Raw genomic sequence first — 24,986 nt, 5'->3', positions numbered from 1 at the left:
TTATGGCAGTCAAAGTCCTGGTGGTGGACGATTCGGGTTTTTTCCGCCGCCGCGTCTCGGAAATTCTTTCAGCGGATCCGAGCATCCAGGTTGTCGGCACGGCAACCAACGGTAAAGAGGCGATCGATCAGGCCCTGGCCCTCAAGCCGGACGTGATCACCATGGACTACGAGATGCCGATGATGGATGGCATCACGGCCGTGCGGCACATCATGCAGCGCTGCCCGACGCCGGTGTTGATGTTCTCCTCGCTGACGCACGAAGGCGCCCGGGTCACCCTGGATGCGCTGGATGCCGGCGCGGTGGATTTCCTGCCGAAGAATTTCGAAGACATCTCCCGCAATCCGGAGAAGGTCAAGCAACTGCTGTGCGAGAAGGTCCACAGCATCTCGCGCAGCAACCGTCGTTTCAGTGCCTACAGTGCGCCGGCGCCTGCCGCTGCACCTGCACCTGCGCCGACTCCGGCAGCAGCGCCGTCGAGCTTTGGCAGCCACAGTGCTCCGGCCCGTCCGGCACCTGCGCCTGCACCGACTCGCGCGCCAGCGGCCAGCGCTTCGTCGCCGGCCCCGAAACGCAAAAACTACAAGCTTGTGGCGATTGGTACATCGACCGGCGGCCCGGTAGCGCTGCAACGGGTTCTGACCCAGTTGCCGGCCAACTTCCCGGCGCCGATCGTGCTGATCCAGCACATGCCGGCGGCCTTCACCAAGGCCTTCGCCGAACGTCTGGACAAGCTGTGCCGCATCAGCGTCAAGGAAGCCGAGGATGGCGACATCCTGCGTCCGGGCCTGGCGCTGCTGGCACCGGGTGGCAAGCAGATGATGATCGACGGCCGTGGCGCGGTGAAAATCCTGCCGGGCGACGAGCGTCTGAACTACAAGCCGTGCGTGGACATCACCTTCGGTTCTGCAGCCAAATCCTACAGTGACAAAGTTCTGGCGGTCGTACTGACCGGCATGGGCGCCGACGGCCGCGAAGGTGCACGCCTGCTCAAGCAGGGCGGCAGCACGGTCTGGGCTCAGGACGAAGCCAGTTGCGTGATCTACGGCATGCCGATGGCCATCGTCAAAGCTGACCTCGCCGACGCGGTGTACAGCCTGGACGATATCGGCAAGCACATCGTCGAGGCATGCGTCTGATGGATGTTCTAAGCCTTATCGGGATCATCATGGCGTTCGTCGCCATCATCGGCGGCAACTACCTTGAAGGTGGTCACCTCGGCGCGCTGGCCAACGGCCCGGCGGCGCTGATCGTGCTCGGCGGCACCATCGGTGCCGCGCTGCTGCAATCGCCGATGAGCGCGTTCAAGCGCGCCATGCAGATTCTGGCCTGGATCTTTTTCCCGCCGCGTGTGGACCTGGCCGGCGGCATCGACCGCGTCGTCAACTGGAGCCTCACCGCGCGCAAGGAAGGCCTGCTGGGCCTGGAAGGCGTGGCGGATGCCGAACCCGACGCCTACTCGCGCAAGGGCCTGCAATTGCTGGTCGACGGCGCCGAGCCGGAAGCGATCCGCAGCATCCTCGAAGTGGATTTCTACACCCAGGAAGCCCGCGACGTCGAAGCAGCCAAAGTGTTTGAAAGCATGGGCGGCTACGCGCCGACCATCGGCATCATCGGTGCGGTGATGGGCCTGATCCACGTGATGGGCAACCTGGCCGATCCGTCGCAACTGGGCAACGGTATTGCGGTCGCGTTCGTCGCCACCATCTACGGTGTGGCCAGTGCCAACCTGGTGTTGCTGCCGGTGGCCGCCAAGCTCAAGTCAATCGCGTTGCGACAGTCGCGTTATCGCGAAATGTTGTTGGAAGGGATCTTGTCGATCGCTGAAGGTGAAAACCCACGCTCCATCGAGTTGAAGCTTCAGGGCTTCATGGATTAAGGGACTAACCTCATGGCACGTCGTCGCCAGCATGAAGAGCACGTAAACCATGAACGTTGGCTGGTTTCCTACGCCGACTTCATCACCTTGCTCTTTGCCTTTTTCGTGGTGATGTACTCCATCTCGTCGATCAACGAAGGCAAGTACAAGATCATCTCCGAAGCGCTGATCGGGGTCTTCACCGACTCCGACCGCGCGCTCAAGCCGATCCCGATCGGTGAAGAACGACCGAAGACCGTGACCCCGGCCAAGCCGCTGGTCAAGGACGCCGAACAGGTCGACGCCGGCATCGCCGGAGCCAGCGATCCGCTGAAAAGCATCGCCGATGACATCAGCGCCGCGTTCGGCGACCTGATCTCCTCGAACCAGATGACCGTGCGCGGCAACGAGCTGTGGGTCGAGATCGAACTCAACTCCAGCCTGTTGTTCGGCAGCGGTGATGCGATGCCGAGTGACATCGCGTTCAACATCATCGACAAGGTCGCAGCGATCCTCAAACCGTTCGACAACCCGATCCACGTCGAAGGCTTCACCGACGATCAACCGATCCGCACCGCGCAGTACCCGACCAACTGGGAACTGTCCTCGGCGCGTTCGGCGAGCATCGTGCGCATGCTGGCGATGCAGGGCGTAAACCCTGGCCGCATGGCGTCGGTGGGCTACGGCGAATTTCAGCCGGTGGCCAATAACGCCACCGCCGAAGGCCGGGCGAAAAACCGTCGTGTGGTGCTGGTGGTGTCGCGCAATCTCGATGTGCGCCGCAGCCTGACCGGCACCGGAACCGCCCATGCGCAACCGGATGCCGCGTTGAAGCGTGCTGGCACACAAACTGCACCGACCCCGGTCAAGACGCCGGGACGCGAGAGTGCCGTCAATTCTCCGTCGCCCGCATTAATACGCTGAACCATGTCTCGGCCGAGTATCCCGGCCGGGAGGAACGATCTGAATGAGAGTCTGGGCAGTCGCCAATCAAAAGGGTGGTGTTGGTAAAACCACTTCTTCCATCGCTTTAGCCGGTTTGCTGGCAGAGGCGGGCAAGCGCGTGGTCGTGGTCGATCTCGACCCGCACGGCTCGATGACCAGCTATTTCGGTTACGACCCCGACAGCCTGGAACACAGCAACTATGACCTGTTTCTGCACAAGGGCAGCGTGCCCCAAGGCCTGCCGGGCCAACTGCTGTTGTCGACCAGTGATGAACGCATTTCCCTGTTGCCATCGAGCACTGCGCTGGCCACCCTCGAGCGCCAGTCGCCGGGGCAGAGTGGCCTGGGCCTGGTGATCGCCAAGAGTCTGGCGCAGCTGTGGCAGGACTTCGATTACGCGATCATCGACAGCCCGCCGTTGCTCGGCGTGCTGATGGTCAACGCCCTGGCCGCGAGTCAGCAACTGGTGATCCCGGTGCAGACCGAACACCTGGCCGTCAAAGGCCTGGAGCGCATGGTCAACACCCTGGCGATGATCAACCGTTCGCGCAAACAGGCGCTGCCGTTCAGCATCGTGCCGACCCTGTTCGACCGCCGCACCCAGGCGTCGATGGGCACCTTGCGCGTGCTGCGCGACAAATTCCCCGACGAGATCTGGCAGGGTTACATCCCGGTCGATACCCGTCTGCGCGACGCCAGTCGTGCCGGTGTCACCCCTTCGCAGTTCGACGGCAAGAGCCGTGGCGTGCTGGCTTACCGCGCGCTGCTCAAGCATCTGCTGGCGCAGCAACTCGTTCCGCAGGTGGCTTGAACATGAATCGGCCGATCAAGCTGACGTCGAAGCCGCAACTGGCGCTGCAGTCCTATCTGGACGGCTTGCTGCAGGAAGTGACAGACGAGGTCGAGCAGGAAGTCGCAGCTCCGGTCGAGGTGGTCGAGACCGCTGCGGCGCTCGATGAATTCCAGGCCGCCGTGCTTGAAGAGCAGGCCCGGGATGCGCAAAAAGCCGCCCGGCCGATCGCCCCGGTTGCAGCGCCTGCCGCTGTAGTAGCGAAGGCACCTGCGACGTTGATCAAAGAGCCTGAGCCGGTGCGCGTGGTCTCGACGCTGGCGCCGCTGCTGCAAACCCAACTTCTGCAAACGCCTCCGGCTCCCGTAGTCGCAGAGCCAGAACCTGAAGCGCCTGCGCCAGCCCCGGTCGAACCGACCCTGGTTGCGCCGCTGGTGGAAGTACATTTGCCACCCAGCAACACGCCGCCACCGGTGGAAACCGATGGCCGTCCAGCCTGGGCTTCGGAAGCGTTCGAATGCCTGTTGTTCGACGTGGCCGGGTTGACGTTGGCGGTGCCGCTGGTGTGCCTGGGCTCGATCTATTCGCTGGCCGGCCATGAGCTGACGCCGCTGTTCGGTCAGCCGGAATGGTTCCTCGGCATCCTGCCTTCCCAAGCCGGCAATCTGAAGGTGCTGGACACCGCACGCTGGGTCATGCCGGATCGCTATCGCGATGACTTCCGTCAGGGCCTGCAGTACGTGATTTCGGTGCAGGGTTACGAGTGGGGCCTGGCGGTGCATCAGGTCAGTCGCTCGTTGCGCCTGGACCCGAATGAAATCAAATGGAGAAGTCACCGGGGTCAGCGGCCATGGCTCGCCGGCACGGTGATTGAACACATGTGCGCCTTGCTCGATGTCTCCGCACTGGCCGAGTTGATCGCCAGCGGTGGGGCAAAGCACATGTCCGGCAGTAAGCCGAACCACAAACCGACATAACACTTACATAACAGACATGTACCGGCATTCACCGCCGGCACACGAGACACACACCGCCATTGCGGTATTTCGAGGGGCTAGGGTATGAACGACAAGGCTACGGCGGCAAAGGGTTCCGAAGATCCGATCCTGCAATGGGTGACCTTCAAGCTGGACAACGAAACCTACGGCATCAACGTGATGCGCGTTCAGGAAGTCCTGCGCTACACCGAGATCGCTCCGGTTCCGGGTGCGCCAAGCTACGTGCTGGGCATCATCAACCTGCGCGGCAACGTGGTGACCGTGATCGATACCCGTCAGCGCTTCGGCCTGATGAGCGGTGAGATCAGCGACAACACCCGTATCGTCATCATCGAAGCCGACAAGCAAGTGGTTGGCATCATGGTCGACAGCGTGGCCGAAGTGGTTTACCTGCGTCAGTCGGAAATCGAGACCGCACCGAACGTCGGTAACGAAGAGTCGGCCAAGTTCATCCAGGGCGTGTGCAACAAGAACAACGAGTTGCTGATCCTGGTCGAGCTGGACAAGATGATGAGCGAAGAAGAATGGTCGGAACTGGAGAACATCTGATTGATTCTCGAGGTAGCGGTCATTGTCCTGTTCCTGTTCTGGGCAGGCACGCTGGCGATGTTTCTGGCGTACATCAAGGCGCAGCGCGTGATCGCTGCGCAACAGGCCCAGGGCGATGCGCTGCGTGATCAGCGCATCAAAGACCTGGCCAAGCGTGTCGACGATTACCAGAACGGCAACGTGCGCATGGGCGAAGCCCTGCACGAGCTGCGCTCGGTGGTCGGTCCGATCCCGGACAAACTCGCCCAGCTCGAACAGCGCGATCCTTCCAGCCTGTCATTCGCCCAGGCGGCGAAACTGGTCGGGATGGGCGCGAGCGTCGATGAGCTGACCCAGTCCTGCGGGTTGACCCAGGCTGAGGCGGAGTTGATGCGCAAGTTGCACAAGAACTAGTTGTCGCACCGGGATCGTTCCCACGTCGAGGCGTCGAACGCGTCTGCGTGGGAATGCATCTTGGGACGCTCCGCGTTCCGCGTATGAAGGGTGACGCAGAGCGTCACGGGCGGGTGTTCCCACGCAGAGCGTGGGAACAATCAGCGAAAAAAAACGCAGTCATCGATGACTGCGTTTTTTTTGCCTTCAGTAATCGTCGCCGCGTTCGGTGACGTCTTTCTCGACCATCGGTGCATCCGGATTGTGTCCCGCCGGGAACTTGCCCTTGAGATTCCAGGCAAACGCGATGATTTCGGCGATCGTGCGGTACAGCTCTTCAGGGATGCTGTCGCCCAGTTCCATCCGTGCCAGCAACTTCACCAGCTCGGCGTTCTCGTAGATCGGCACTTCACAGTCGCGGGCGATCCGCAGGATTTCTTCGGCCAGTTCTTCGTCGCCCTTGGCGGTAAGGGTCGGGGCGTGGCTGCCGTCGTATTTGAGGGCGATGGCCTGGCGTGGAGCGGTGGTGTCATTCATGCGGTTTCGTCGACCCAGCGGTGTTCGAGGCGGGTTTGGATGCCTTGCGGCGGGGTGCCGAGGTGGCAGTCGATGTCGCCGACGTTCAGCCCGGAATCCAGCAGGCGCTGACGCAGTGCGGTCAGGTTGCTTTCGATCAGGCTCGCGGTATACGGCCGCTCGGCCCACAACTGGCTGGACAGGCTGCCGCTGATCAACTGTGCCTGAATCTGCATCGGCCCCAGCGGTTCCATGTCGAACGCCAGATCGACGCGCCACAGTTGTTGTTTCGGTTCGCGCTCATCGCGGCGCTGCTCGTTCGCGTCCTGTTTCTCCGGTGCTTCCTCGCGCTGGAACTTGACCTGCAACGGCACGATGTCCTGCATATTGCGCATCGGGATTTCCAGTTGCCAGGTGCTGAGCAGGCGGCCATCGTCGGTCACGCCGGTCTGTTCCAGGCTCGACAGCTGATGACTTTGCAGGCGCGAAACGGCGGCTGCGGCGAGGCGCAGCAAATGCTCCAGATCGCCTTCGCCCTCCAGACTTTGCAGCAGCCGGTCGGGCAGGGGGAAACTGCTCGGCACCGGTTTCGCGCTGACCTGGCCGAGCATGCCGAGGGCGTTGCGCACGAAGCTCGGCAATGCCTGGGCCAGTGTGTTGGCGGCGATGATTGCGTTCAGGTTGGTGTTGCCGGGCAGGCCGGGGGTGAGCTGGGCGATCAGCTTGAGCAGATCGGCTTTCATGTCCGGGGCCAGCGTCGGGTTTTGCCCGGTCAGCAGTTTGGTCTCGAGGAACACGCCGCTGTTGGCCAGCGCCTGGGCCAGACCTTTTGGAGTGCTCAGTTGCTGCACGTCCGGCAGATTGGCGAGCAGTTTGTCCACGGCCGCGCGCAAGTCCTGGGGGGTCTGATCGGTGGCGGGGGGCAGGCTCTGGAGCATTTTCAGCAAGCCGTCGAGCGAGCCCTGACGGCTTTGCTGACTGACCAGCTGCTGGCTGACCGCCAGTTGTTCCTGGCGATTGCTCAGCGGCAGGAACTTCAGGGTCTGCGAATCCTGCACCAGCGCCGACAGCAAGGTGCCGATGCGCAACGGTTGCGGGCTGTCGATGCTCAGGGTGCTGCCGCTCAACGCGGTGTTGAGCAGGCTGACCATCGAGCGGTACACCGTCGGTTGCCCCGGCACCTGCGGCAGTGCCTGAGCCGTCAGCACCTTGCCTTGCAGCAGCGTGCCGACCGGCAATTGCGCGGTGTCGATGCGGGTGAGGGTGGCGACGCTGCTGGCGATGGCCTGTTGCACGGTGATCGCCAGATTGCCCGCCGACGGCTGGGTGATCGCCAGGCTGGTGCCCTGAGGCAGCGGCAGATTGCTGGTCGCCTGCACGGTGGTCTGACGGCCGCTGTCCAGTGTCACCTTGAGCAGCAACTGAAAGGTCTGATCCGCCTGCTTGAGCGACAACACCTCGGCCTTGGCGCTCTGGCCGGCGGCAATCAGCCCGTCGACCGGCGTCAGCAACTTCAGCAGCTCACCCACCTGCGGGCGAACGGTCGCCGGAGTGGTGGGCGGGAGCGGGAGGATGTTCATTTCGCCTGTCATACGCGGACACAACCTGAGGAAAATGCACTCTGGAGAGAGGATGGCGACATGTATAATGCCGCCCGTCCTTCCATTCGTTCAAAAAACATAGCAATTGTTTGACGCAGCTCTCTGGATTGAGCCGTCATTGCATTTATGCTGCAACTCTTTAACGGCCGCGCCAGAGCCGACTTGAACCGTATAAGGCCCGTGATCCCTTGACCAGTCCTGTCCTGCAAACCGTTGCCCTCGCGTGTGAACGTGATCTGCGACTGCTCTTCGACAATCTCGAATTGAGACTGGCCAGTGGCGATATGGTGCAGATCAGCGGTCCCAACGGCAGCGGCAAGACCAGCCTGCTGCGTTTGCTGGCCGGTCTGATGCAGCCGACCGACGGTCAGGTGCTGCTCAACGGCAAGCCGCTGGGCGAGCAACGCAGCGAGCTGGCGCGCAATCTGTTGTGGATCGGCCACGCCGCCGGGATCAAGGACTTGCTCACGCCGGAAGAAAACCTCGCCTGGCTCTGCGCCCTGCATCAACCCGCCGAACGCGACGCGATCTGGCAGGCCCTGGCAGCGGTTGGATTGCGTGGTTTCGAGGATGTTCCCTGCCACAGCCTGTCCGCCGGCCAGCAGCGCCGCGTGGCGCTGGCGCGGTTGTATCTGGACAGTCCGCCGTTGTGGATTCTCGACGAACCGTTCACTGCGCTGGACAAACAGGGCGTGGCGCAGCTTGAAGAACACCTGGCCGGGCACTGCGAACGGGGCGGCCTGGTGGTGCTCACCACGCACCACACGCTGAGCCGGATGCCAGCCGGTTATCGCGACATCGATCTGGGGAATTGGGCGGTATGAGTGTGTTCGGCCTGCTGGTTGCCCGTGAATCCCGACTGCTGTTCCGCCGCCCGGCGGAACTGGCCAATCCGCTGATTTTCTTCGCCATCGTCATCGCGTTGTTCCCGCTGGCCGTCGGACCGGAAACTCAAGTATTGCAAAACTTGTCCCCGGGGTTAGTCTGGGTGGCGGCACTTTTGTCGGTCCTGCTCTCGCTGGACGGGCTTTTCCGCAGTGATTTCGAAGATGGCTCCCTTGAACAGTGGGTCCTTTCGCCGCACCCCCTGCCACTTCTGGTATTGGCCAAGGTGCTGGCACACTGGCTTTTTTCCGGGCTGGCACTGGTTTTGCTCTCGCCGTTACTGGCGTTGATGCTCGGGTTGCCGGCTGCGTGTCTGCCGGTTTTGCTGCTTTCGTTGCTGCTGGGAACACCGGTGCTGAGCTTGCTCGGCGCGGTGGGCGCGGCGCTGACGGTCGGTCTGAAACGCGGTGGCCTGTTGCTGGCGCTGCTGATTCTGCCGTTGTACATCCCGGTGTTGATCCTGGGCAGTGGCGCCTTGCAGGCGGCGTTGCAGGGCATGCCGGCGATTGGTTATCTGTTGTGGCTTGGTAGCCTGACCGCCCTGGCAATAACCCTGACACCCTTTGCAATAGCTGCTGGCCTGAAGATCAGCGTCGGCGAATAATGAGGTCTGGTTAAAATTTAACCAGCAAAGACCCTGAGACTGCTCACACCGATGAGCGGCACCCGTGATGGAAACAGTATGAACTGGACCTGGTTTCACAAGCTCGGCTCGCCCAAGTGGTTCTACGGCATCAGCAGCAAGTTTCTGCCGTGGTTGAGCATCGCAGCGTTGTTGCTGATCTCCGTTGGCGTCATCTGGGGCCTGGCCTTCGCGCCGCCGGACTATCAGCAAGGCAACAGCTTTCGCATTATCTATATCCACGTGCCCGCCGCGATGCTTGCTCAGTCGATCTACGTGATGCTGGCGGTGTGCGGCGTGGTCGGGCTGGTGTGGAAGATGAAACTGGCCGACGTCGCCCTGCAATGTGCCGCACCGATCGGCGCGTGGATGACCGCCGTGGCGCTGGTCACCGGGGCGATCTGGGGCAAGCCGACCTGGGGTTCGTGGTGGGTCTGGGACGCGCGACTGACCTCGATGCTGATTCTGCTGTTCCTGTACTTCGGCGTGATCGCGCTGGGCAACGCGATCAGTAATCGCGACAGCGCCGCCAAGGCCTGCGCGGTGCTGGCCATCGTCGGCGTGATCAACATCCCGATCATCAAATACTCGGTGGAGTGGTGGAACACCCTGCACCAGGGCGCGACCTTCACCCTCACCGAAAAACCGGCGATGCCCGTCGAGATGTGGCTGCCGCTGCTGCTGACCGTGCTGGGTTTCTACTGTTTCTTCGGCGCCGTGCTGTTGCTGCGCATGCGCCTTGAAGTGCTCAAGCGCGAAGCCCGCGCCAGTTGGGTGAAAGAAGAAGTGCAGAACAGCCTGGAGGCCGCTCGATGAGTTTCGCGTCATTCGGCGACTTCCTCGCCATGGGCCATCACGGCCTGTATGTCTGGTCAGCCTACGGCATCTGTCTGGCGGTACTGATCCTCAACGTGGCGGCGCCGATCGCGGCCCGCAAGCGTTATCTGCAACAAGAGGCGCGTCGTCTGCGCCGGGAGAACGGCAAGTGAATCCGCTGCGTAAAAAGCGTCTGATCATCATCCTGGCAATTCTGGTCGGGGTCGGCGCTGCCGTCGGCCTGGCCCTGAGCGCCCTGCAGCAGAACATCAACCTGTTTTACACCCCGACCCAGATCGCCAACGGCGAAGCGCCGCAGGACACCCGCATCCGCGCCGGCGGCATGGTCGAGAAGGGCTCGCTGCAACGCTCTACGGATTCGCTGGACGTCAAATTCGTGGTCACCGACTTCAACAAGTCCGTGACCATCACCTATCGCGGGATCCTGCCGGACCTGTTCCGCGAAGGGCAGGGCATCGTCGCGCTCGGCAAGCTCAACGCCGATGGCGTGGTGGTTGCCGATGAAGTGCTGGCCAAGCACGACGAGAAATACATGCCGCCGGAAGTGACCAAAGCCCTGAAGGACAGCGGTCAATCCGCGCCAACCCCTGCGAAGGAGGGTTGATCGATGACATCCACCATATTCATTCCCGAGCTCGGCCATCTGGCCATGATCCTCGCGCTGTGTTTCGCGCTGGTGCAGGCCGTGGTGCCGTTGCTCGGTGCCTGGCGCGGCGACCGTCTGTGGATGGGCCTGGCCCAGCCGGCAGCGTGGGGGCAGTTCGCATTCCTGCTGTTCGCCTTCGGTTGCCTGACCTATGCGTTCATGACCGACGATTTCTCCGTGGCTTACGTCGCGATGAACTCCAACAGCGCGCTGCCGTGGTACTACAAGTTCAGCGCGGTGTGGGGCGCCCACGAAGGGTCGCTGCTGCTATGGGCGTTGATCCTCGGCGGCTGGACTTTCGCGGTGTCGGTGTTCTCCCGGCAGTTGCCACAAGTCATGCTCGCTCGCGTATTGGCGGTGATGGGCATGATCAGCACCGGTTTCCTGCTGTTCCTGATCCTCACCTCCAACCCGTTTTCGCGGATCCTGCCGCAGATCCCGGCCGACGGTCGTGACCTTAATCCGTTGCTGCAGGACATCGGTCTGATCGTGCATCCGCCGATGCTCTACATGGGCTACGTCGGTTTCTCGGTGGCCTTCGCGTTCGCCATCGCTGCATTGCTCGGCGGTCGTCTCGATGCGGCGTGGGCACGCTGGTCGCGTCCTTGGACCATCGTTGCCTGGGCCTTCCTCGGCATCGGCATCACCCTCGGTTCGTGGTGGGCCTACTATGAACTCGGCTGGGGCGGCTGGTGGTTCTGGGACCCGGTGGAAAACGCCTCGTTCATGCCATGGCTGGTGGGCACGGCGCTGATTCACTCGCTGGCGGTCACCGAGAAACGTGGTGTGTTCAAGAGCTGGACGGTGTTGCTGGCAATTGCCGCGTTCTCCCTGAGCCTGCTCGGGACGTTCCTCGTGCGTTCCGGCGTGCTGACCTCGGTGCACGCGTTTGCCTCCGATCCGGAGCGCGGCGTGTTCATCCTGATCTTCCTGCTGTTCGTGGTCGGTGGTTCGCTGACCCTGTTTGCGCTGCGTGCGCCGGTGGTCAAGAGCCAGGTCGGCTTCAACCTGTGGTCGCGGGAAACGCTGTTGCTGGGTAACAACCTGGTGTTGGTGGTGGCGGCTTCGATGATCCTGCTCGGCACGCTGTATCCGCTGATTCTTGATGCGATCAGCGGCGCCAAGCTGTCGGTCGGCCCGCCGTACTTCAACGCGCTGTTCATTCCGTTGATGGCACTGTTGATGCTGGTGATGGCGGTCGGTGTGATCGTGCGCTGGAAAGACACCCCGGTGAAATGGCTGGTCAGCATGCTGACCCCGGTGCTGCTGGGCAGTGTTGCGCTGGCGGTGGTGGCCGGTGTCGCTTACGGCGATTTCAACTGGGCGGTGATTGCGACATTCCTGCTCGCCGCCTGGGTGTTGCTGGCCGGTGTGCGCGACATCTTCGACAAGACTCGCCACAAAGGTCTGATCAAAGGCCTGCCGACCTTGACCCGCAGTTACTGGGGCATGCAGATCGCCCACCTCGGGATCGCCGTCTGCGCGCTGGGCGTGGTGTTGTCGAGTCAGAACAGCGCCGAGCGTGACCTGCGTCTGGCACCGGGCGAGTCGATGGACCTGGCCGGTTATCAGTTCGTGTTCGAAGGCGCCAAGCACTTCGAAGGCCCGAACTTCACTTCCGACAAGGGCACCGTCCGGGTGATCCGCAACGGTCAGGAAGTCAGCGTGCTGCACCCGGAAAAACGTCTGTACACCGTGCAGAACTCGGTGATGACCGAGGCCGGGATCGACGCCGGTTTCACCCGCGACCTCTACGTCGCCCTGGGCGAACCGCTGGGCGATGGCGCCTGGGCGGTGCGGGTGCATGTGAAACCGTTCGTGCGCTGGATCTGGTTCGGCGGTCTGCTGACCGGTTTCGGTGGTCTGCTGGCGGCGCTGGATCGGCGTTACCGGGTCAAGGTCAAAGCCAAAGTGCGTGAAGCGCTGGGCATGGAAGGAGCCGCTGCATGAGACGTTGGTTGATGCTGGTGCCATTGGCGATTTTCCTGCTGGTGGCCGTATTCCTTTATCGCGGTCTGTACCTGGATCCGGCGGAACTGCCGTCGGCGATGATCAACAAGCCGTTCCCGGAGTTTTCGCTGCCGGCGGTGCAGGGTGACAAGACCCTGACCAAGGCCGACATCCTCGGCAAACCGGCACTGGTCAACGTCTGGGGTACCTGGTGTATTTCCTGCCGGGTCGAGCATCCGGTGCTGAACAAACTCGCCGAGCGCGGCGTGGTGATCTACGGCATCAACTACAAGGACACCAACGCCGATGCGCTGAAGTGGCTGGCCGAATTCCACAATCCGTATCAACTGGACATCCGCGACGACGAAGGCTCCCTGGGCCTGAACCTCGGGGTCTACGGCGCGCCGGAAACCTTCTTCATCGACGCCAAGGGCATCATCCGCGACAAGTACGTCGGCGTGATCGACGAGCAGGTCTGGCGGGAAAAACTGGCGGCCAAATATCAGGCACTGGTCGACGAGGCCAAGCCATGAAGCGCTTTTTAGCTGCCATGGTGCTGGGCCTGAGCCTGGCCGGTGTGGCCCACGCCGCCATCGACACCTACGAGTTCGCCAAAGAAGGCGATCGCGAGCGTTTCCGCGAGCTGACCAAGGAACTGCGCTGCCCCAAGTGCCAGAACCAGGACATCGCCGACTCCAACGCGCCGATTGCCGCTGACCTGCGCAAAGAGATTTTCCGCATGCTCGGCGAGGGCAAGGACAATCAGCAGATCATCGACTTCATGGTCGACCGCTACGGTGATTTCGTCCGCTACAAACCGGCGCTCAATGCCAAGACCGCACTGCTGTGGTTTGGCCCTGCGGGACTGTTGCTGGGCGGTTTTGTCGTCATCGCCGTGATCGTCCGCCGCCGTCGCGGGCAACGCGCCGAGACGCCGCAATCGCTGTCCCCTGAAGAGCGTCAGCGCCTCGACCAACTGTTGGATAAAAACCAAGAATGATTGATTTCTGGCTTGCCGCAGGGCTGTTGCTTCTGGTCGCCCTGAGTTTTCTGTTGATCCCTGTCCTGCGTGAGCGTCGCGCCCAGCGTGAAGAGGATCGAACCGCTCTCAACGTCGCCCTGTATCAGGAACGCGTCGCCGAACTGCAATCGCAGCAGGCCGAAGGCGTGCTCGATGCTGCGCAAATGGACAGCGGCCGTGCCGAAGCAGCCCGTGAGTTGCTGGCCGATACCGAAGGTGTGGCGCCGGCGCGGGTTTCGCGTTTGGGTAAACCACTTCCATTGCTGGCAGCCGTGCTGGTGCCGGTGTTGGGCCTCGGTCTGTATCTGCACTTTGGCGCGAGCGACAAGGTCGAACTGACCCGCGAGTTCGCCCAGGCGCCGCAGTCGATGGAAGAGATGACTCAGCGTCTGGAGCGCGCAGTTGCCGCGCAACCGGATTCGGCTGAAGGCGTGTATTTCCTCGGTCGCACCTACATGGCCCAGGATCGTCCGGCGGACGCGGCGAAGATGTTCGAACGCGCGGTCAATCTTGCCGGTCGCCAGCCGGAACTGCTCGGCCAGTGGGCGCAGGCCCAGTACTTTGCCGACAACAAAAAATGGTCGGACAAGGTTCAGGCTCTGACCGACGAAGCGCTGAAAGCCGATCCGAAGGAAGTCACTAGCCTCGGCCTGCTGGGCATCGCCGCGTTCGAAGGCGAGCGTTATCAGGAAGCCATCGACTACTGGAACCGTCTGCTGGTGCAACTGCCGCCACAGGACAAATCCCGCGAGGCCCTGCAGGGCGGCATCACCCGCGCCACCGAAAAACTGCAGGCCAGCGGCGGCAAGGTCGCCCAGGCACCGGCGGCGAAAGCGGCGGCGTTGTTGAAAGTGCGTGTGGATCTGGCCAGCGAGCTCAAAGCCAAGGTGCAACCGGGCGACAGCGTGTTCATTTTTGCCCGCGCCACTTCGGGCCCGCCGGCACCGCTGGCGGCCAAGCGCCTGACCGTCGCCGATCTGCCGGTCACCGTGGAACTGAGCGATGCCGACGCGATGATGCCGCAATTGAAACTGTCGAACTTCCCCGAAGTCCAACTGGTTGCGCGCATCTCTCGTGCCGGTCAGCCGACCGCTGGAGAGTGGGTCGGCCGCAGCGGGCCTCTGGCCAGCAGCACCACCGCGCCGCAGACATTGACCATCGACAGCCCGGACAAATAGCCGGACACAACAGGAACGCACCGCCATGAACGCCATCGCCCGAATCACAGTCCTCACACTGGCCCTGGGCTTGAGCGCATGTGCGGTGCAACGACCGGAGCCCACCACACGGCTGCCGCCGATCCCGCCGTCACAACCCAGCCCGACCCCGTCGACCACCCCGACGCCAAGCAAACCGGGCATCCCGGCCAAACCCGCCAAACCGGTCCCGCGCACCTCCGCCAGCTTCGCCCCGCCCCCGGGCGGCAACAGCCACTGGGACCAGAAGCTGGGCGTGTACGTGCTGGATGACCAGACCAACACCTTCTACCGCCAGCGCACCTACTACCGCTGGAACAACGGCTGGAGCCGGTCGATCAGCCCCAACGGCCCATGGGAAGAAACCAACATCCACGGCGTACCGGCGGGACTGGGCAAGCAGTTCGGGCAGTAATGAAAAACGGCGATCTTTGGATCGCCGTTTTGCTGTGTGGAGTAATGAGCTTTCAAAGAATCGTGTGATAGCCGCTGAGTGCCTGGACCGATTTAATCAGGCCTTGTCGTTGCAGCAGATCAAGAAAGGGTTCGACGTCCATGGCAGGCATTTTCAGCTGCCGACGCTGTTTTGGGGCCGCTGCAACCACTGCTGCCGGATCAAGCCCCAAGAGGTTGTCGACGAACTCGTCCGGATGTTGCGCTTCGATGCCGAAAGGCTCGAGCGCTTTGCAGGGAAAGTCTCTCTGGTTGAACGTCACTATCACGCTTGCGCCGCAACGGATTGCCGCCGCCAGAACATGACGGTCATCGCAGTCGGGCAAGCTGAGTCCGGCAATCAGGTCTTCATAGTCATGGACACAGGCGTCGGGTATCGCTTGATCCATCAGGCCGGACGTACGATCCAGCTGTTCCATCGTCAGGTCAGGGCGGTTCTTCAGCAGATTGCGTTTCCATTCGCAGTGAATCTCCTGGGTCCATCGCGCCCGAAATCTTCCTGAGAGCGCAAGCCACATCAGAAAATCTCTCAAGGGGGCGGGGTACAAGACGCATGCATCGTACAAAGCTGTAAAAGAGGAATGCCTCACTCGTATCCTGTCCTTAACGCCTGAGCCTGCTCTGCGAGAAGCGCCATTGCCTGCTCGCTGGCGGTGGTGCGCCGGGTCTTATAGTCCATCAGATCGGCAAAACGCACACGTCGGTGCTTGCCTGTTTTGTGGTAGGACAACTCGCCGCTTTCCAGCAGTTTTATGAGGTGTGGACGTGAGACGTTGAGGAGGTCGGCGGCTTCCTGGGTCGTCAATTCGGCATGCACCGGGACGACCTGAACCGCGTTGCCGGCTGCCAGCTCCGCCAGAATGTCGATCAGCAAGCGCAGGGCCGAGGTGGGCAGTTCGACGCGATGAGCTTCGTTCTGTTCGTCGAAAATCTGGATGTGCTGAGTCTCGAAATGGGTCGCGAGGTAAGCCGCCAGGGCACGCTGCCCTTCAATGGCGGCTTTTACTTCGCGTTCTACGGGGAGGCTGATGGAGTGATGAATAACGGTCGACATGGCGAGTCCGGCTTTGGAAATGAGGAATGCCGGAACGTTATTCGAAATAAGCGAAAATCGCAATAAACGAAACAAGTGTGGGTTTTATGGTTTTTTCGCCAACAAATCCTGCACATATTCAACGAACGCCCGAGCCTTGACACTGGCCAGCCTGACCGTCGGAAACACCGCCGACAGGTAGTCAAAACATCCTGCAAAACAACCAACGTTGTGTCACAGGCTTCCGCAGGCTACTAAAGGTATCTCTAGAGTTACTTTAATGGTCGAGGCAATTTCACAATGCAATACCCAATCTGCATCGAGTGGGGTGACGAGAACACCGCCATCGGGATTCAGATCCCCGATATTCCCGGCGCGGTAACGGCCGGGGATACGTTTGAGGATGCCTACAACGCGGCCGTCGAGATTGCCCACATCATGCTGCAGGAGATCGCGGCGGATGGTGATTCGATTCCGATGCCGACTTCTGCGGCCACCCACCGCAATAACCCGGAGTTTGCCGACATGGGCTGGGGCATGCTCGAGCTGGACATCTCGCCGTACATGGGCAAGACGGAAAAGGTCAATGTGACGTTGCCCGGCTATGTCATCCAGCGGATCGACCGCTACGTGCGTGAGCACAACGTCAAAAGCCGCTCTTCCTTTCTGGCGGATGCCGCCATGGAGAAGCTGGTCCGGCATTGAGCCTCGAGCACTGTCGGATCAGCGATCCGGCAGTGCTTTTCAGATTTTAGGCCGTTGCCAGAACAGGCTTCTGCGAAGCACTCAAAAACCGCACCAGCGCCAGCAGCGGGAACGCGCTGCCAACAATCACGATCCACAACCAGCCGCCATGCTCGTACACCGCACTGGCTACCGACGAACCGAAGGCGCCACCGACGAAGATGCTGGTCATGTACAGCGCGTTGAGGCGGCCGCGGCTTTTGGCGTCGAGGGAGTAGACCGCGCGCTGGCCGAGCACCATGTTCATCTGCACGCAGAAGTCGAGCACCACGCCGGTCACGGCCAGGCCGATCACGCTGTAGGCCGGGTGGATGAAGGCGGGCAGGAAGCTCAGGCTGGCGAACAGCATGGCCAGCAGCGAGGCGATGCGGGTGTGACCGGCGTCGGCCAGGCGTCCGCTGATCGGCGCGGCGATGGCACCGATGGCGCCGACCAGGGCGAAGATCGCGATTTCACTCTGGGACAGGCCATGGTTGCGCGCCAGTTCCAGCGGCACGGCGGTCCAGAACAGGCTGAACGTGGCGAACATGCAGGCCTGGTAAAATGCCCGCTGACGCAGCACCGGTTGTTTGCGCAGCAGCGTCCACAACGAACCCAGCAACTGGCCGTAAGAGGCACTGTGATCCGGCTGGCGCTTGGGCACGGTCAACGCCAGCACCACGCTAATCGCCGCCATCAAGGCTGCGGCGATCATGAACATCGCCCGCCAGCCGAGATGGTCGGCGACCACGCTCGACACCGGCCGCGCCAGCAGAATCCCCAGCAGCAGACCGCCCATGATCCCGCCGACCACCCGGCCACGGGATTCTTCCGGCGCCAGATGCGCCGCCAATGGAATCAGCACCTGCACCGACACCGAGCTGAACCCCACCAGCAACGAAATCAGCAGGAACACATTCGGTTGATCGGTAAACGCCGCGCCGAGCAGGCTGGCAATCGCCACCACGGTGGTGATGATCATCAGTCGGCGATTTTCCAGCAGGTCCGCCAGCGGCACCAGGAAGAACAGGCCCAGCGCATAGCCGATCTGGGTCAGCGACACGATGAAACTGGCCATGGTGTCGGTCAGGCCGATGTCCGGCGCGATCAGGCCGATGATCGGCTGGGCGTAGTAGATGTTGGCAACGATGGCGCCGCAGCAGAAAGCGAACAGCAGCACCATGCCTCGGGTCATTGCGTGAGTTGTGGCGGTCATAGGGTTTCTCGATCCAGCGAAAAGGAATGCGGTGAGGCTAAGGGACGGGCCGAGCCGGCAGTAGAGGCTTCTGATCGATATCAGTTATTCCGTTGCGGAATAGGTGGCGCCGAACAATCCATTGTTCATCGGCGAACCTTGCGTCCGACCGTTGAGTGGCGATGATACATTCACTTACATCTTGTTCGATAGCGTGCTTATGTTGTGACCGGGTTTCAGCGTTCATCAACGGAGGATTGCGATGTTTCGTCAGTTGCTTCGCCACACCACAACGATTGCCCTGATCAGTCTGCTCGGCGCCACTGCCGCACAGGCCGCCGAAGCGCCCGGCATGCGCATGGGCGTGCGCGGCGAGATCACCGGAGTCAGCACCGACTCGCTCAAGGTCCACGTCAACAGCGGTGAAAACGTGGTGGTCCAGTTGACCCCGGACACCAAGGTCCGCGCGGTCACGTTGGCCAATATTGAAGACATCAAGCCCGGCAGCTACATCGGCTCGGCCGCCATTCCCCAGGAGGATGGCACGCTCAAGGCGCTGGAGGTTCACGTGTTCCCGCCGGAGCTGGCCGGCAGCGGCGATGGCCATCGGCCGTTCGACCTGACCAAGGGCAGCAGCATGACCAATGGCAGCGTCGGTGATCTGGTGGTGAGCAACGGCCGGGTGCTGACCGTCAACTACAAGGGCGGCCAGCAGAAGATCCTGGTGCCGGAGGACGTACCGATCGTCAACCTGACGCCGGGCGATCGCAGCCTGCTCAAGGTCGGGGTGAAGATCGTCACCTTCGTGACCCAGAGCGCGGACGGCACGCTGACCGCACAGTCGATTTCGGCGGGCAAGGATGGCGTCAAGCCGCCCATGTAACCGGCCACAAAAAAGGCGACCTCTTCAGGTCGCCTTTTTCATGTCAGCTCAAACCTTACTGGCCCGAGTAGATCTGGTCGAAGATCCCGCCGTCATTGAAGTGGGTCTTTTGCACGGTGCGCCAGTCGCCGAAGGTCTTCTCGACCGACAGGAAGTCGACTTTCGGGAAACGGTCGGTGTACTTGGCCAATACCGCCGGGTCACGTGGACGCAGGTAGTTGGCGGCCGCGATTTCCTGACCTTCCGGCGACCACAGGAACTTCAGGTATTCCTCGGCAGCGGCGCGGGAGCCTTTCTTCTCGACCACTTTGTCGACCACCGACACCGGTGGCTCGGCTTCGGCGGAGACGCTTGGGTAGATGACTTCGAACTGGTCGCGGCCGAACTCGCGGGCGATCATTTCGGCTTCGTTTTCGAAGGTCACCAGCACGTCGCCGATCTGGTTGGTCATGAACGTGGTGGTCGCAGCGCGGCCGCCGGTATCCAGCACTGGCGCCTGCTTGAACAGCTTGCCGACGAAGTCTTTGGCCTTGTTCTCGTCACCGCCGTTTTTCAGCACGTAGCCCCAGGCGGACAGGTAGGTGTAGCGGCCGTTACCCGAAGTTTTCGGGTTCGGCACGATCACTTGCACGCCGTCCTTGAGCAGGTCAGGCCAGTCTTTCAGGGCTTTCGGGTTGCCCTTGCGGACGATGAACACGGTGGCCGAGGTGAATGGCGCGCTGTTGTTCGGCAGACGGGTAACCCAGTCCTTCGGTACCAGTTGGCCGTTGTCGGCCAGGGCGTTGATGTCGGTGGCCATGTTCATGGTGATGACGTCAGCCGGCAGGCCGTCGATCACCGAACGGGCTTGCTTGCTCGAACCGCCGAAAGACATCTGCACGGTGATGTCTTCCTTGTGCTCGGCTTGCCAGTGTTTCTGGAAGGCAGCGTTGTAGTCCTTGTAGAAATCGCGCATCACGTCGTAGGAAACGTTGAGCAGGGTCGGTGCGGCCTGAGCCACGCTGCCGAAGGCAAGACCAGCGGCGAGAAGTGAGGCGCCAAAGAGTTTTTTCACTGCGCATTCCTTGTTCTGTGGGGGTGTTTTTTTACAAAGATGAGGCCATTTGCCAGCGACTATAGCGGGGCACGCATAGTCGTTTAAAGATTAAAAAGAACTTTGCTTATTCCATTTTCTTGAACAGCGCATTGCCGCAACGGGAGCAGAACGACGCTTCATGTTCGTGGCTGTTTTTCTTGCACACGGGGCAGTCGTGTTGCAACTGACCGCCGCGCATGGCCGTGGCCAGTTCAGCGGTGAAAATCCCGGTCGGGACGGCGATGATCGAGTAACCGGTGACCATTACCAGCGACGAAATCACTTGTCCCAGCACGGTCCTCGGCACGATGTCGCCGTAACCCACGGTGGTCAGCGTCACGATAGCCCAATAGATGCCTTTGGGAATGCTGGTGAAGCCATGTTCCGGGCCTTCGACCACGTACATCAAGGTACCGAACACCGTGACCAGGGTGCAGACGCTGAGCAGGAACACGAGGATTTTCTGCTTGCTGCCGCGCAGGGCATCGAGCAGGTAATGCGCCTGTTTCAGGTACGGCCCGAGTTTGAGTACGCGGAAGATCCGCAGCATCCGGATCACCCGGATGATCAGCAGGTATTGGGCATCGCTGTAATACAGCGCGAGGATGCCCGGCACGATCGCGAGCAAGTCCACCAGCCCGTAGAAACTGAAGGCGTAGCGCAAAGGCTTGGGCGAGCAGTACAGGCGCAGCAAATACTCGCCGAGGAAGATGATCGTGAAGCCCCATTCGATGTACGCCAGCACATTGGCGTAGTTCTGGTGGACTTCATCGATACTGTCGAGGATCACGATCACCAGACTGGCGAGAATGATCAGCAGCAGGGTCTTGTCGAAACGGCGGCCCGCCACCGTGTCGGTCTGGAAAATGATCACGTACAGGCGATCACGCCACGTGTTGTTGCCGTTCATGCACATCGCCTTGGCCATCAATCAGCGCAGCCTAGGTTGATTCTCCCCGTTAGCGCAAGGCGTGACATTGATCTCCGGTTGGCGCATCAGGCGAATGCCGGTACGCAGCAGCCAGCAGGCAAGAATGAACGGTGCCGTGAGAGTCGCCAGACCCAGGGCACTGAACAGCGGCGTCAGCAGCAGCGCCAGGCCGATGCCGAACAGCGGCAACCACGGTTGCTGGCGCTGGGCGCTGAAGGCGAGCGCGGCGAGGACGGCGTTGTAGCCGCCCAGACCCAGCAGCGCGACCTGGCTGTCGTGGTGCAACAGACTGGAACCCAGACCGATTACCGAAGCCAGCAGCGCCCAGGCAAAGGCCCGGCGATCGGCGATCAGCAAACCGGTAGCGATCAATCCACCGGCCAACGGATGGTCGAGGAACATCACCTGACCGAAGCCTTTCAGGGCGGCACTGAGCAGGTTCACGGTGTTCAGTTCAAGCGCCGGAGCCGGCGTCGAAGGCTCGGCGAAACACAGGAACACCCAGCTCAACAATACGAACGGCGCCGTGTAGGCGGGCAGGTACTCGGTGAGGCGTGCGCGTTTGAGCCACTGCTGCGTGATCATCGCGCTCAGACCGCCGGCCGCCAGAATCAGCGGCGGCAGCATCGGCGACCAGGGGAAATACAGGCTCAGCAACAGGCCGACCAGCACGCCGTTGTAGCTGAACAGTCCGGCCTGACGATCCGCCTTCGCGTAGTTGCGCCGTTGCGCGGTGAGCAAACCGGCGACAGCGCCCAGTAGCGCACCGGCAAACAGCACCGGGGCGGTGAATAAAATGGCCAAAAGGCACAGGAGTCCACACAGCGGATGGCGCTGGAGGAAGATTTGACTGAAGCCGTTGAGCAAAGCCTCGGCCCAGTCAGGGCAGTGGGTGTTGAAATGATTGGCAGGCATGTCTGGAGAATCTGGGCAGTAGGAAAATCAAAAGGTCTTGCGTGAAGCGGTGGCGAGGGAGCTCGTGCCCGGTGAATGCGGTGTCTCTTGTGGAAACCGTCATGCCGGGCGGCGGGAGCACGCTCCCTCGCCACACAGGTGTTGCTTAAATCAATGTTTCGATACGCAGCGAATTAGTCGATCCCGGCTGGCCAAACGGCACACCCGCGGTGATCAGCAACGTATCGCCACGCTCGGCCATTCCTTGAGCCTGAGCGATTTCCAGCGCGGTCGAGCACACCTCGTCGACCTGACGCAGGCGATCATTGACCACCGAGTGAATGCCCCACGCCACGCTGAGGCGGCGGGCGGTCTGCAGGTTCGGCGTCAGGTTGAGGATCGGCGCTTTCGGCCGCTCCCGCGCCGCACGCAGACTCGATGCGCCGGACTCGCTGTAGTTGACCAGCACCGCCACCGGCAGCACGTTGCTGATGCGGCGGATCGCACAGCTGATCGCATCGGACACGGTCGCTTCGGCTTTCGGTCGGCTGACGTCGAGCTGGGTCTGATAGTCCGGCCCGTTTTCGACCTGGCGGATGATCTTGCTCATCATCTGCACGGCTTCCAGCGGGTACTCGCCGGACGCGGTTTCTGCCGACAGCATCACCGCATCAGCGCCTTCGGCCACGGCGTTGGCCACGTCGGTGACTTCAGCGCGGGTCGGTGCCGGGGAGAAGCGCATCGACTCGAGCATCTGCGTCGCCACCACCACCGGTTTGCCGAGCTGGCGGCAGGTGGTGATGATGTTTTTCTGGATCTGCGGCACGCTTTCGGCCGGCACTTCCACGCCCAGGTCACCGCGAGCCACCATGATCGCGTCGCTCAGTTCGGCGATTTCGCGCAGTTGCTCGACGGCCGACGGCTTCTCGATTTTCGCCATCAGAAACGCCTTGTCGCCGATCAACGCGCGAGCCTCGATGATGTCTTGCGGACGCTGCACGAACGACAGTGCGACCCAGTCCACGCCCAGCTCCAGACCGAAGCTCAGGTCGCGACGATCCTTGGCGGTCAGCGGGCTCAGGTCGAGCACCGCTTGCGGCACGTTCACGCCTTTGCGATCCGACAGCTCGCCGCCATTGAGCACGGTGGTGTCGATCGCGTCGGTGTATTTGGTGACGACCCGCAGGCGCAGTTTGCCGTCATCGAGCAGCAGATCCATCCCGGCTTCCAGCGCGGCGATGATCTCCGGATGCGGCAGGTTCACCCGGCGTTCGTCGCCCGGTGTTGCGTCCAGATCGAGGCGGAACGCCTGACCGCGATGCAACTGAACCTTGCCGTCAGCGAACTTGCCGACCCGCAGTTTCGGCCCTTGCAGGTCCATCAGGATCCCGAGTGGATAGTTGAGCTGGCGCTCGACTTCGCGGATCCACTGATAGCGCTTGGCGTGGTCGGCGTGATCGCCGTGGCTGAAGTTGAGGCGGAAGATATTGACCCCGGCCTCGACCAGCTCGCGGATGTCTTCGATGCCGTCGACGGCAGGCCCGAGGGTGGCGAGGATTTTGACCTTTTTATCAGGCGTCATGATTTAGAGCTCTCGAGGATCAGGATGGCGCGGAAGTCGTTGACGTTGGTGCGGGTCGGCTCGGTGACGATCAGCGCATCGAGCGCCTCGAAGTAGCCGTAACCGTTGTTGTTATCCAGCTCGTCGCTGGCGCTCAGGCCGAGGGCGGCGGCGCGGGCGTAGCTGTCCGGGGTCATGATCGCGCCGGCGTTGTCTTCCGAGCCGTCGATGCCGTCGGTGTCACCGGCCAGCGCATAAACGCCGGGCTGGCCCTTGAGGCTGTCGGTGAGGCTGAGGAGGAATTCGGCGTTGCGTCCGCCACGGCCATTGCCGCGCACGGTCACCGTGGTTTCACCGCCGGAGAGAATCACGCACGGCGCCGCCAGTGGCTGGCCGTGATGGATGATCTGGCGGGCGATGCCGGCGTGGACTTTCGCCACTTCGCGGGATTCGCCTTCCAGGTCGCCGAGGATCAGCGTGCTGAAACCGGCCTGACGGCATTTCACCGCCGCGGCATCCAGCGATTGCTGAGGGCGGGCGATCAACTGGAAGTGACTGCGGGCCAGGCTCGGATCGCCGGGTTTGACGGTTTCCGATTCCGGGCTTTGCAGCCAGCTGCGCACCGACGCCGGAATCTCGATGCCGTAGCGCTTGATGATGGCCAGCGCTTCGGCGCTGGTGCTCGGGTCGGCCACGGTCGGGCCGGAGGCGATGACCGTGGCGAGGTCGCCCGGTACATCGGAAATCGCGTAGGTATAAACAGTCGCTGGCCAGCAGGCTTTGCCCAGGCGTCCGCCCTTGATCGCCGAGAGGTGCTTGCGCACGCAGTTCATCTCGCCAATGGTCGCGCCGGATTTGAGCAGGGCTTTGTTGATCGATTGTTTGTCGGCCAGGGTGATGCCTTCGGCCGGCAGCGCCAGCAGGGCAGAGCCGCCGCCGGACAACAGGAAAATCACGCGGTCGTCTTCGGTCAGGTTGCTGACCAGTTCCAGCACGCGTTTGGCCACGGCCAGACCGGCAGCGTCCGGCACCGGGTGCGCGGCTTCGACCACTTCGATTTTTTCGCACGGGGCGCCGTGACCGTAGCGGGTCACCACGAGGCCCGAGACTTCACCTTCCCAGCAGCGCTCGACCACTTGCGCCATGGCAGCGGCAGCCTTGCCGGCGCCGATGACGATCACGCGACCTGTGCGATCAGCCGGCAGATGCGCTTCGAGGACCTGGTTCGGATGGGCCGCGTCGATGGCTGTGGCAAACAGCTCGCGCAGCAGTTGTTGCGGATCGACCGACATGGCGGGCTCCCATTCTTATTGTTCTTGGTTAGTGCAGGTGATCGTTCCCACGCTCTGCGTGGGAATGCCTCAATGGACGCTCTGCGTCCGCTTCGGCAGGGACGCGGAGCGTCCCGGGCTGCATTCCCACGCAGACGGTTCGACGCCTCGACGTGGGAAC

General features: G+C 62.0%; 29 protein-coding genes and 1 pseudogene. 19 read left to right on the top strand and 11 right to left on the bottom strand.

Going from position 1 to position 24,986, the window contains the following annotated elements; all coding sequences use genetic code 11:
* The first annotated feature begins 2 nt into the window (after positions 1-2).
* The 7 genes from AC1RT4_RS10665 (at position 3) to AC1RT4_RS10635 (ending at position 5,533) form a co-directional block, all read left to right on the top strand.
* Positions 3-1,139, top strand: coding sequence for a protein-glutamate methylesterase/protein-glutamine glutaminase (locus AC1RT4_RS10665; RefSeq protein ID WP_007959216.1), 1,137 nt, complete (start codon positions 3-5; stop codon positions 1,137-1,139).
* Complete coding sequence (locus AC1RT4_RS10660; RefSeq protein WP_064384022.1) at positions 1,139-1,879, top strand: flagellar motor protein; 741 nt, start codon at positions 1,139-1,141, stop codon at positions 1,877-1,879. Before AC1RT4_RS10665 ends, AC1RT4_RS10660 begins: the two co-directional genes overlap by 1 nt.
* A gap of 12 nt (positions 1,880-1,891) precedes the next feature.
* On the top strand, positions 1,892-2,782 hold the full coding sequence (gene motD, locus AC1RT4_RS10655; RefSeq protein ID WP_007959218.1) for a flagellar motor protein MotD: 891 nt from the start codon (positions 1,892-1,894) through the stop codon (positions 2,780-2,782).
* Positions 2,783-2,825: 43 nt separating this feature from the next.
* Positions 2,826-3,614 (top strand): ParA family protein, encoded by a 789-nt coding sequence (locus AC1RT4_RS10650; protein ID WP_007959220.1) that lies wholly within the window; start codon positions 2,826-2,828, stop codon positions 3,612-3,614.
* 2 nt (positions 3,615-3,616) lie between these two features.
* A complete protein-coding gene (locus AC1RT4_RS10645; protein WP_493085328.1) occupies positions 3,617-4,570 on the top strand; it encodes a CheW domain-containing protein in 954 nt (317 codons plus the stop codon).
* Positions 4,571-4,654: 84 nt separating this feature from the next.
* A complete protein-coding gene (locus AC1RT4_RS10640; RefSeq protein ID WP_007959223.1) occupies positions 4,655-5,140 on the top strand; it encodes a chemotaxis protein CheW in 486 nt (161 codons plus the stop codon).
* Positions 5,141-5,533, top strand: coding sequence for a DUF2802 domain-containing protein (locus AC1RT4_RS10635; RefSeq protein ID WP_085605812.1), 393 nt, complete (start codon positions 5,141-5,143; stop codon positions 5,531-5,533).
* A 186-nt stretch (positions 5,534-5,719) separates the two neighbouring features.
* On the opposite strand, the gene AC1RT4_RS10630 is transcribed toward AC1RT4_RS10635, so the two are convergent.
* Both AC1RT4_RS10630 and fliK read right to left on the bottom strand, forming a co-directional pair.
* Positions 5,720-6,049 carry an EscU/YscU/HrcU family type III secretion system export apparatus switch protein gene (locus tag AC1RT4_RS10630; RefSeq protein WP_007959228.1) on the bottom strand — a complete coding sequence of 110 codons (330 nt, stop codon included), beginning with the start codon at positions 6,047-6,049 and terminating at the stop codon, positions 5,720-5,722.
* On the bottom strand, positions 6,046-7,620 hold the full coding sequence (fliK, locus tag AC1RT4_RS10625; protein ID WP_493085327.1) for a flagellar hook-length control protein FliK: 1,575 nt from the start codon (positions 7,618-7,620) through the stop codon (positions 6,046-6,048). The genes AC1RT4_RS10630 and fliK overlap by 4 nt, the downstream gene beginning before the upstream one ends.
* Before the next feature lie 197 nt (positions 7,621-7,817).
* Here fliK and ccmA point away from each other — a divergent pair, with 197 nt between their 5' ends.
* The 10 genes from ccmA (at position 7,818) to AC1RT4_RS10575 (ending at position 15,201) form a co-directional block, all read left to right on the top strand.
* Complete coding sequence (gene ccmA / locus AC1RT4_RS10620) at positions 7,818-8,453, top strand: cytochrome c biogenesis heme-transporting ATPase CcmA (RefSeq protein WP_007959232.1); 636 nt, start codon at positions 7,818-7,820, stop codon at positions 8,451-8,453.
* A complete protein-coding gene (gene ccmB / locus AC1RT4_RS10615; RefSeq protein WP_007959235.1) occupies positions 8,450-9,118 on the top strand; it encodes a heme exporter protein CcmB in 669 nt (222 codons plus the stop codon). Before ccmA ends, ccmB begins: the two co-directional genes overlap by 4 nt.
* A gap of 78 nt (positions 9,119-9,196) precedes the next feature.
* Positions 9,197-9,952: a heme ABC transporter permease gene (locus AC1RT4_RS10610; protein WP_115077018.1), complete on the top strand. Its 756-nt coding sequence runs from the start codon at positions 9,197-9,199 to the stop codon at positions 9,950-9,952.
* Positions 9,949-10,125: a heme exporter protein CcmD gene (gene ccmD, locus AC1RT4_RS10605; protein ID WP_011333085.1), complete on the top strand. Its 177-nt coding sequence runs from the start codon at positions 9,949-9,951 to the stop codon at positions 10,123-10,125. The genes AC1RT4_RS10610 and ccmD overlap by 4 nt, the downstream gene beginning before the upstream one ends.
* A complete protein-coding gene (gene ccmE / locus AC1RT4_RS10600; protein WP_011333086.1) occupies positions 10,122-10,577 on the top strand; it encodes a cytochrome c maturation protein CcmE in 456 nt (151 codons plus the stop codon). Before ccmD ends, ccmE begins: the two co-directional genes overlap by 4 nt.
* Positions 10,578-10,580: 3 nt before the next feature.
* Positions 10,581-12,569, top strand: coding sequence for a heme lyase CcmF/NrfE family subunit (locus AC1RT4_RS10595; RefSeq protein WP_127797311.1), 1,989 nt, complete (start codon positions 10,581-10,583; stop codon positions 12,567-12,569).
* On the top strand, positions 12,566-13,102 hold the full coding sequence (locus tag AC1RT4_RS10590; protein ID WP_007959246.1) for a DsbE family thiol:disulfide interchange protein: 537 nt from the start codon (positions 12,566-12,568) through the stop codon (positions 13,100-13,102). The genes AC1RT4_RS10595 and AC1RT4_RS10590 overlap by 4 nt, the downstream gene beginning before the upstream one ends.
* Entirely contained in the window at positions 13,099-13,569 is a 471-nt protein-coding gene (locus AC1RT4_RS10585; protein WP_011333089.1) for a cytochrome c-type biogenesis protein, read from the top strand. The genes AC1RT4_RS10590 and AC1RT4_RS10585 overlap by 4 nt, the downstream gene beginning before the upstream one ends.
* The gene (ccmI, locus tag AC1RT4_RS10580; protein WP_493085326.1) at positions 13,566-14,768 is read left to right on the top strand and encodes a c-type cytochrome biogenesis protein CcmI; all 1,203 of its coding nucleotides are present in this window, start codon (positions 13,566-13,568) and stop codon (positions 14,766-14,768) included. The genes AC1RT4_RS10585 and ccmI overlap by 4 nt, the downstream gene beginning before the upstream one ends.
* A 25-nt stretch (positions 14,769-14,793) precedes the next feature.
* Positions 14,794-15,201, top strand: coding sequence for a hypothetical protein (locus tag AC1RT4_RS10575; RefSeq protein WP_493085325.1), 408 nt, complete (start codon positions 14,794-14,796; stop codon positions 15,199-15,201).
* Between the two features lie 52 nt (positions 15,202-15,253).
* Here AC1RT4_RS10575 and AC1RT4_RS10570 read toward each other — a convergent pair whose 3' ends face one another.
* From AC1RT4_RS10570 to AC1RT4_RS10560, 3 genes and pseudogenes are all read right to left on the bottom strand, one after another.
* Positions 15,254-15,829: a PIN domain-containing protein gene (locus tag AC1RT4_RS10570; protein WP_493085324.1), complete on the bottom strand. Its 576-nt coding sequence runs from the start codon at positions 15,827-15,829 to the stop codon at positions 15,254-15,256.
* The gene (locus AC1RT4_RS10565; RefSeq protein WP_493085323.1) at positions 15,826-16,293 is read right to left on the bottom strand and encodes a helix-turn-helix domain-containing protein; all 468 of its coding nucleotides are present in this window, start codon (positions 16,291-16,293) and stop codon (positions 15,826-15,828) included. The genes AC1RT4_RS10570 and AC1RT4_RS10565 overlap by 4 nt, the downstream gene beginning before the upstream one ends.
* Before the next feature lie 84 nt (positions 16,294-16,377).
* Positions 16,378-16,470, bottom strand: a pseudogene (locus AC1RT4_RS10560) (LysR family transcriptional regulator); the annotation flags it as partial.
* 102 nt (positions 16,471-16,572) lie between these two features.
* Between AC1RT4_RS10560 and AC1RT4_RS10555 the strand changes: the two are divergent.
* Positions 16,573-16,977, top strand: a complete 405-nt coding sequence (locus AC1RT4_RS10555; protein WP_085666700.1) for a type II toxin-antitoxin system HicB family antitoxin — start codon at positions 16,573-16,575, stop codon at positions 16,975-16,977.
* Positions 16,978-17,023: 46 nt separating this feature from the next.
* Here the strand turns inward: AC1RT4_RS10555 and AC1RT4_RS10550 are convergent, their stop codons facing one another.
* On the bottom strand, positions 17,024-18,211 hold the full coding sequence (locus AC1RT4_RS10550; RefSeq protein WP_258713091.1) for an MFS transporter: 1,188 nt from the start codon (positions 18,209-18,211) through the stop codon (positions 17,024-17,026).
* Between the two features lie 241 nt (positions 18,212-18,452).
* Between AC1RT4_RS10550 and AC1RT4_RS10545 the strand changes: the two genes are divergently transcribed.
* The gene (locus AC1RT4_RS10545) at positions 18,453-19,073 is read left to right on the top strand and encodes a hypothetical protein (protein ID WP_493085322.1); all 621 of its coding nucleotides are present in this window, start codon (positions 18,453-18,455) and stop codon (positions 19,071-19,073) included.
* A 55-nt stretch (positions 19,074-19,128) separates the two neighbouring features.
* On the opposite strand, the gene AC1RT4_RS10540 is transcribed toward AC1RT4_RS10545, so the two are convergent.
* From AC1RT4_RS10540 to AC1RT4_RS10520, 5 genes are all read right to left on the bottom strand, one after another.
* The gene (locus AC1RT4_RS10540; RefSeq protein WP_127797317.1) at positions 19,129-20,127 is read right to left on the bottom strand and encodes a sulfate ABC transporter substrate-binding protein; all 999 of its coding nucleotides are present in this window, start codon (positions 20,125-20,127) and stop codon (positions 19,129-19,131) included.
* Between the two features lie 106 nt (positions 20,128-20,233).
* On the bottom strand, positions 20,234-21,058 hold the full coding sequence (locus AC1RT4_RS10535; protein ID WP_493085321.1) for an ion transporter: 825 nt from the start codon (positions 21,056-21,058) through the stop codon (positions 20,234-20,236).
* Between the two features lie 21 nt (positions 21,059-21,079).
* Positions 21,080-21,994, bottom strand: coding sequence for an urea transporter (locus tag AC1RT4_RS10530; RefSeq protein ID WP_493085320.1), 915 nt, complete (start codon positions 21,992-21,994; stop codon positions 21,080-21,082).
* A 145-nt stretch (positions 21,995-22,139) separates the two neighbouring features.
* Positions 22,140-23,555 carry a pyruvate kinase gene (gene pyk, locus AC1RT4_RS10525; RefSeq protein WP_085605833.1) on the bottom strand — a complete coding sequence of 472 codons (1,416 nt, stop codon included), beginning with the start codon at positions 23,553-23,555 and terminating at the stop codon, positions 22,140-22,142.
* Positions 23,552-24,826 carry a glycerate kinase type-2 family protein gene (locus tag AC1RT4_RS10520; RefSeq protein ID WP_039769767.1) on the bottom strand — a complete coding sequence of 425 codons (1,275 nt, stop codon included), beginning with the start codon at positions 24,824-24,826 and terminating at the stop codon, positions 23,552-23,554. The genes pyk and AC1RT4_RS10520 overlap by 4 nt, the downstream gene beginning before the upstream one ends.
* Between the last annotated feature and the right edge of the window lie 160 nt (positions 24,827-24,986).

It is taken from the genome of Pseudomonas sp. GW821-FHT11D10, assembly GCF_058808435.1.
This window is presented reverse-complemented; position numbering and strand designations above follow the sequence as displayed.

Bases quoted from the DNA above. Each gene is read 5' to 3' on its own strand.
- AC1RT4_RS10665 (WP_007959216.1), top strand. From the start codon at position 3: ATGGCAGTCAAAGTCCTGGTGGTGGACGATTCGGGTTTTTTCCGCCGC.
- AC1RT4_RS10660 (WP_064384022.1), top strand. From the start codon at position 1,139: ATGGATGTTCTAAGCCTTATCGGGATCATCATGGCGTTCGTCGCCATC.
- motD (WP_007959218.1), top strand. From the start codon at position 1,892: ATGGCACGTCGTCGCCAGCATGAAGAGCACGTAAACCATGAACGTTGG.
- AC1RT4_RS10650 (WP_007959220.1), top strand. From the start codon at position 2,826: ATGAGAGTCTGGGCAGTCGCCAATCAAAAGGGTGGTGTTGGTAAAACC.
- AC1RT4_RS10645 (WP_493085328.1), top strand. From the start codon at position 3,617: ATGAATCGGCCGATCAAGCTGACGTCGAAGCCGCAACTGGCGCTGCAG.
- AC1RT4_RS10640 (WP_007959223.1), top strand. From the start codon at position 4,655: ATGAACGACAAGGCTACGGCGGCAAAGGGTTCCGAAGATCCGATCCTG.
- AC1RT4_RS10630 (WP_007959228.1), bottom strand. From the start codon at position 6,049: ATGAATGACACCACCGCTCCACGCCAGGCCATCGCCCTCAAATACGAC.
- fliK (WP_493085327.1), bottom strand. From the start codon at position 7,620: ATGACAGGCGAAATGAACATCCTCCCGCTCCCGCCCACCACTCCGGCG.
- ccmB (WP_007959235.1), top strand. From the start codon at position 8,450: ATGAGTGTGTTCGGCCTGCTGGTTGCCCGTGAATCCCGACTGCTGTTC.
- AC1RT4_RS10610 (WP_115077018.1), top strand. From the start codon at position 9,197: ATGAACTGGACCTGGTTTCACAAGCTCGGCTCGCCCAAGTGGTTCTAC.
- ccmD (WP_011333085.1), top strand. From the start codon at position 9,949: ATGAGTTTCGCGTCATTCGGCGACTTCCTCGCCATGGGCCATCACGGC.
- AC1RT4_RS10595 (WP_127797311.1), top strand. From the start codon at position 10,581: ATGACATCCACCATATTCATTCCCGAGCTCGGCCATCTGGCCATGATC.
- AC1RT4_RS10590 (WP_007959246.1), top strand. From the start codon at position 12,566: ATGAGACGTTGGTTGATGCTGGTGCCATTGGCGATTTTCCTGCTGGTG.
- AC1RT4_RS10585 (WP_011333089.1), top strand. From the start codon at position 13,099: ATGAAGCGCTTTTTAGCTGCCATGGTGCTGGGCCTGAGCCTGGCCGGT.
- ccmI (WP_493085326.1), top strand. From the start codon at position 13,566: ATGATTGATTTCTGGCTTGCCGCAGGGCTGTTGCTTCTGGTCGCCCTG.
- AC1RT4_RS10575 (WP_493085325.1), top strand. From the start codon at position 14,794: ATGAACGCCATCGCCCGAATCACAGTCCTCACACTGGCCCTGGGCTTG.
- AC1RT4_RS10565 (WP_493085323.1), bottom strand. From the start codon at position 16,293: ATGTCGACCGTTATTCATCACTCCATCAGCCTCCCCGTAGAACGCGAA.
- AC1RT4_RS10555 (WP_085666700.1), top strand. From the start codon at position 16,573: ATGCAATACCCAATCTGCATCGAGTGGGGTGACGAGAACACCGCCATC.
- AC1RT4_RS10550 (WP_258713091.1), bottom strand. From the start codon at position 18,211: ATGACCGCCACAACTCACGCAATGACCCGAGGCATGGTGCTGCTGTTC.
- AC1RT4_RS10545 (WP_493085322.1), top strand. From the start codon at position 18,453: ATGTTTCGTCAGTTGCTTCGCCACACCACAACGATTGCCCTGATCAGT.
- AC1RT4_RS10535 (WP_493085321.1), bottom strand. From the start codon at position 21,058: ATGAACGGCAACAACACGTGGCGTGATCGCCTGTACGTGATCATTTTC.
- AC1RT4_RS10530 (WP_493085320.1), bottom strand. From the start codon at position 21,994: ATGCCTGCCAATCATTTCAACACCCACTGCCCTGACTGGGCCGAGGCT.
- pyk (WP_085605833.1), bottom strand. From the start codon at position 23,555: ATGACGCCTGATAAAAAGGTCAAAATCCTCGCCACCCTCGGGCCTGCC.
- AC1RT4_RS10520 (WP_039769767.1), bottom strand. From the start codon at position 24,826: ATGTCGGTCGATCCGCAACAACTGCTGCGCGAGCTGTTTGCCACAGCC.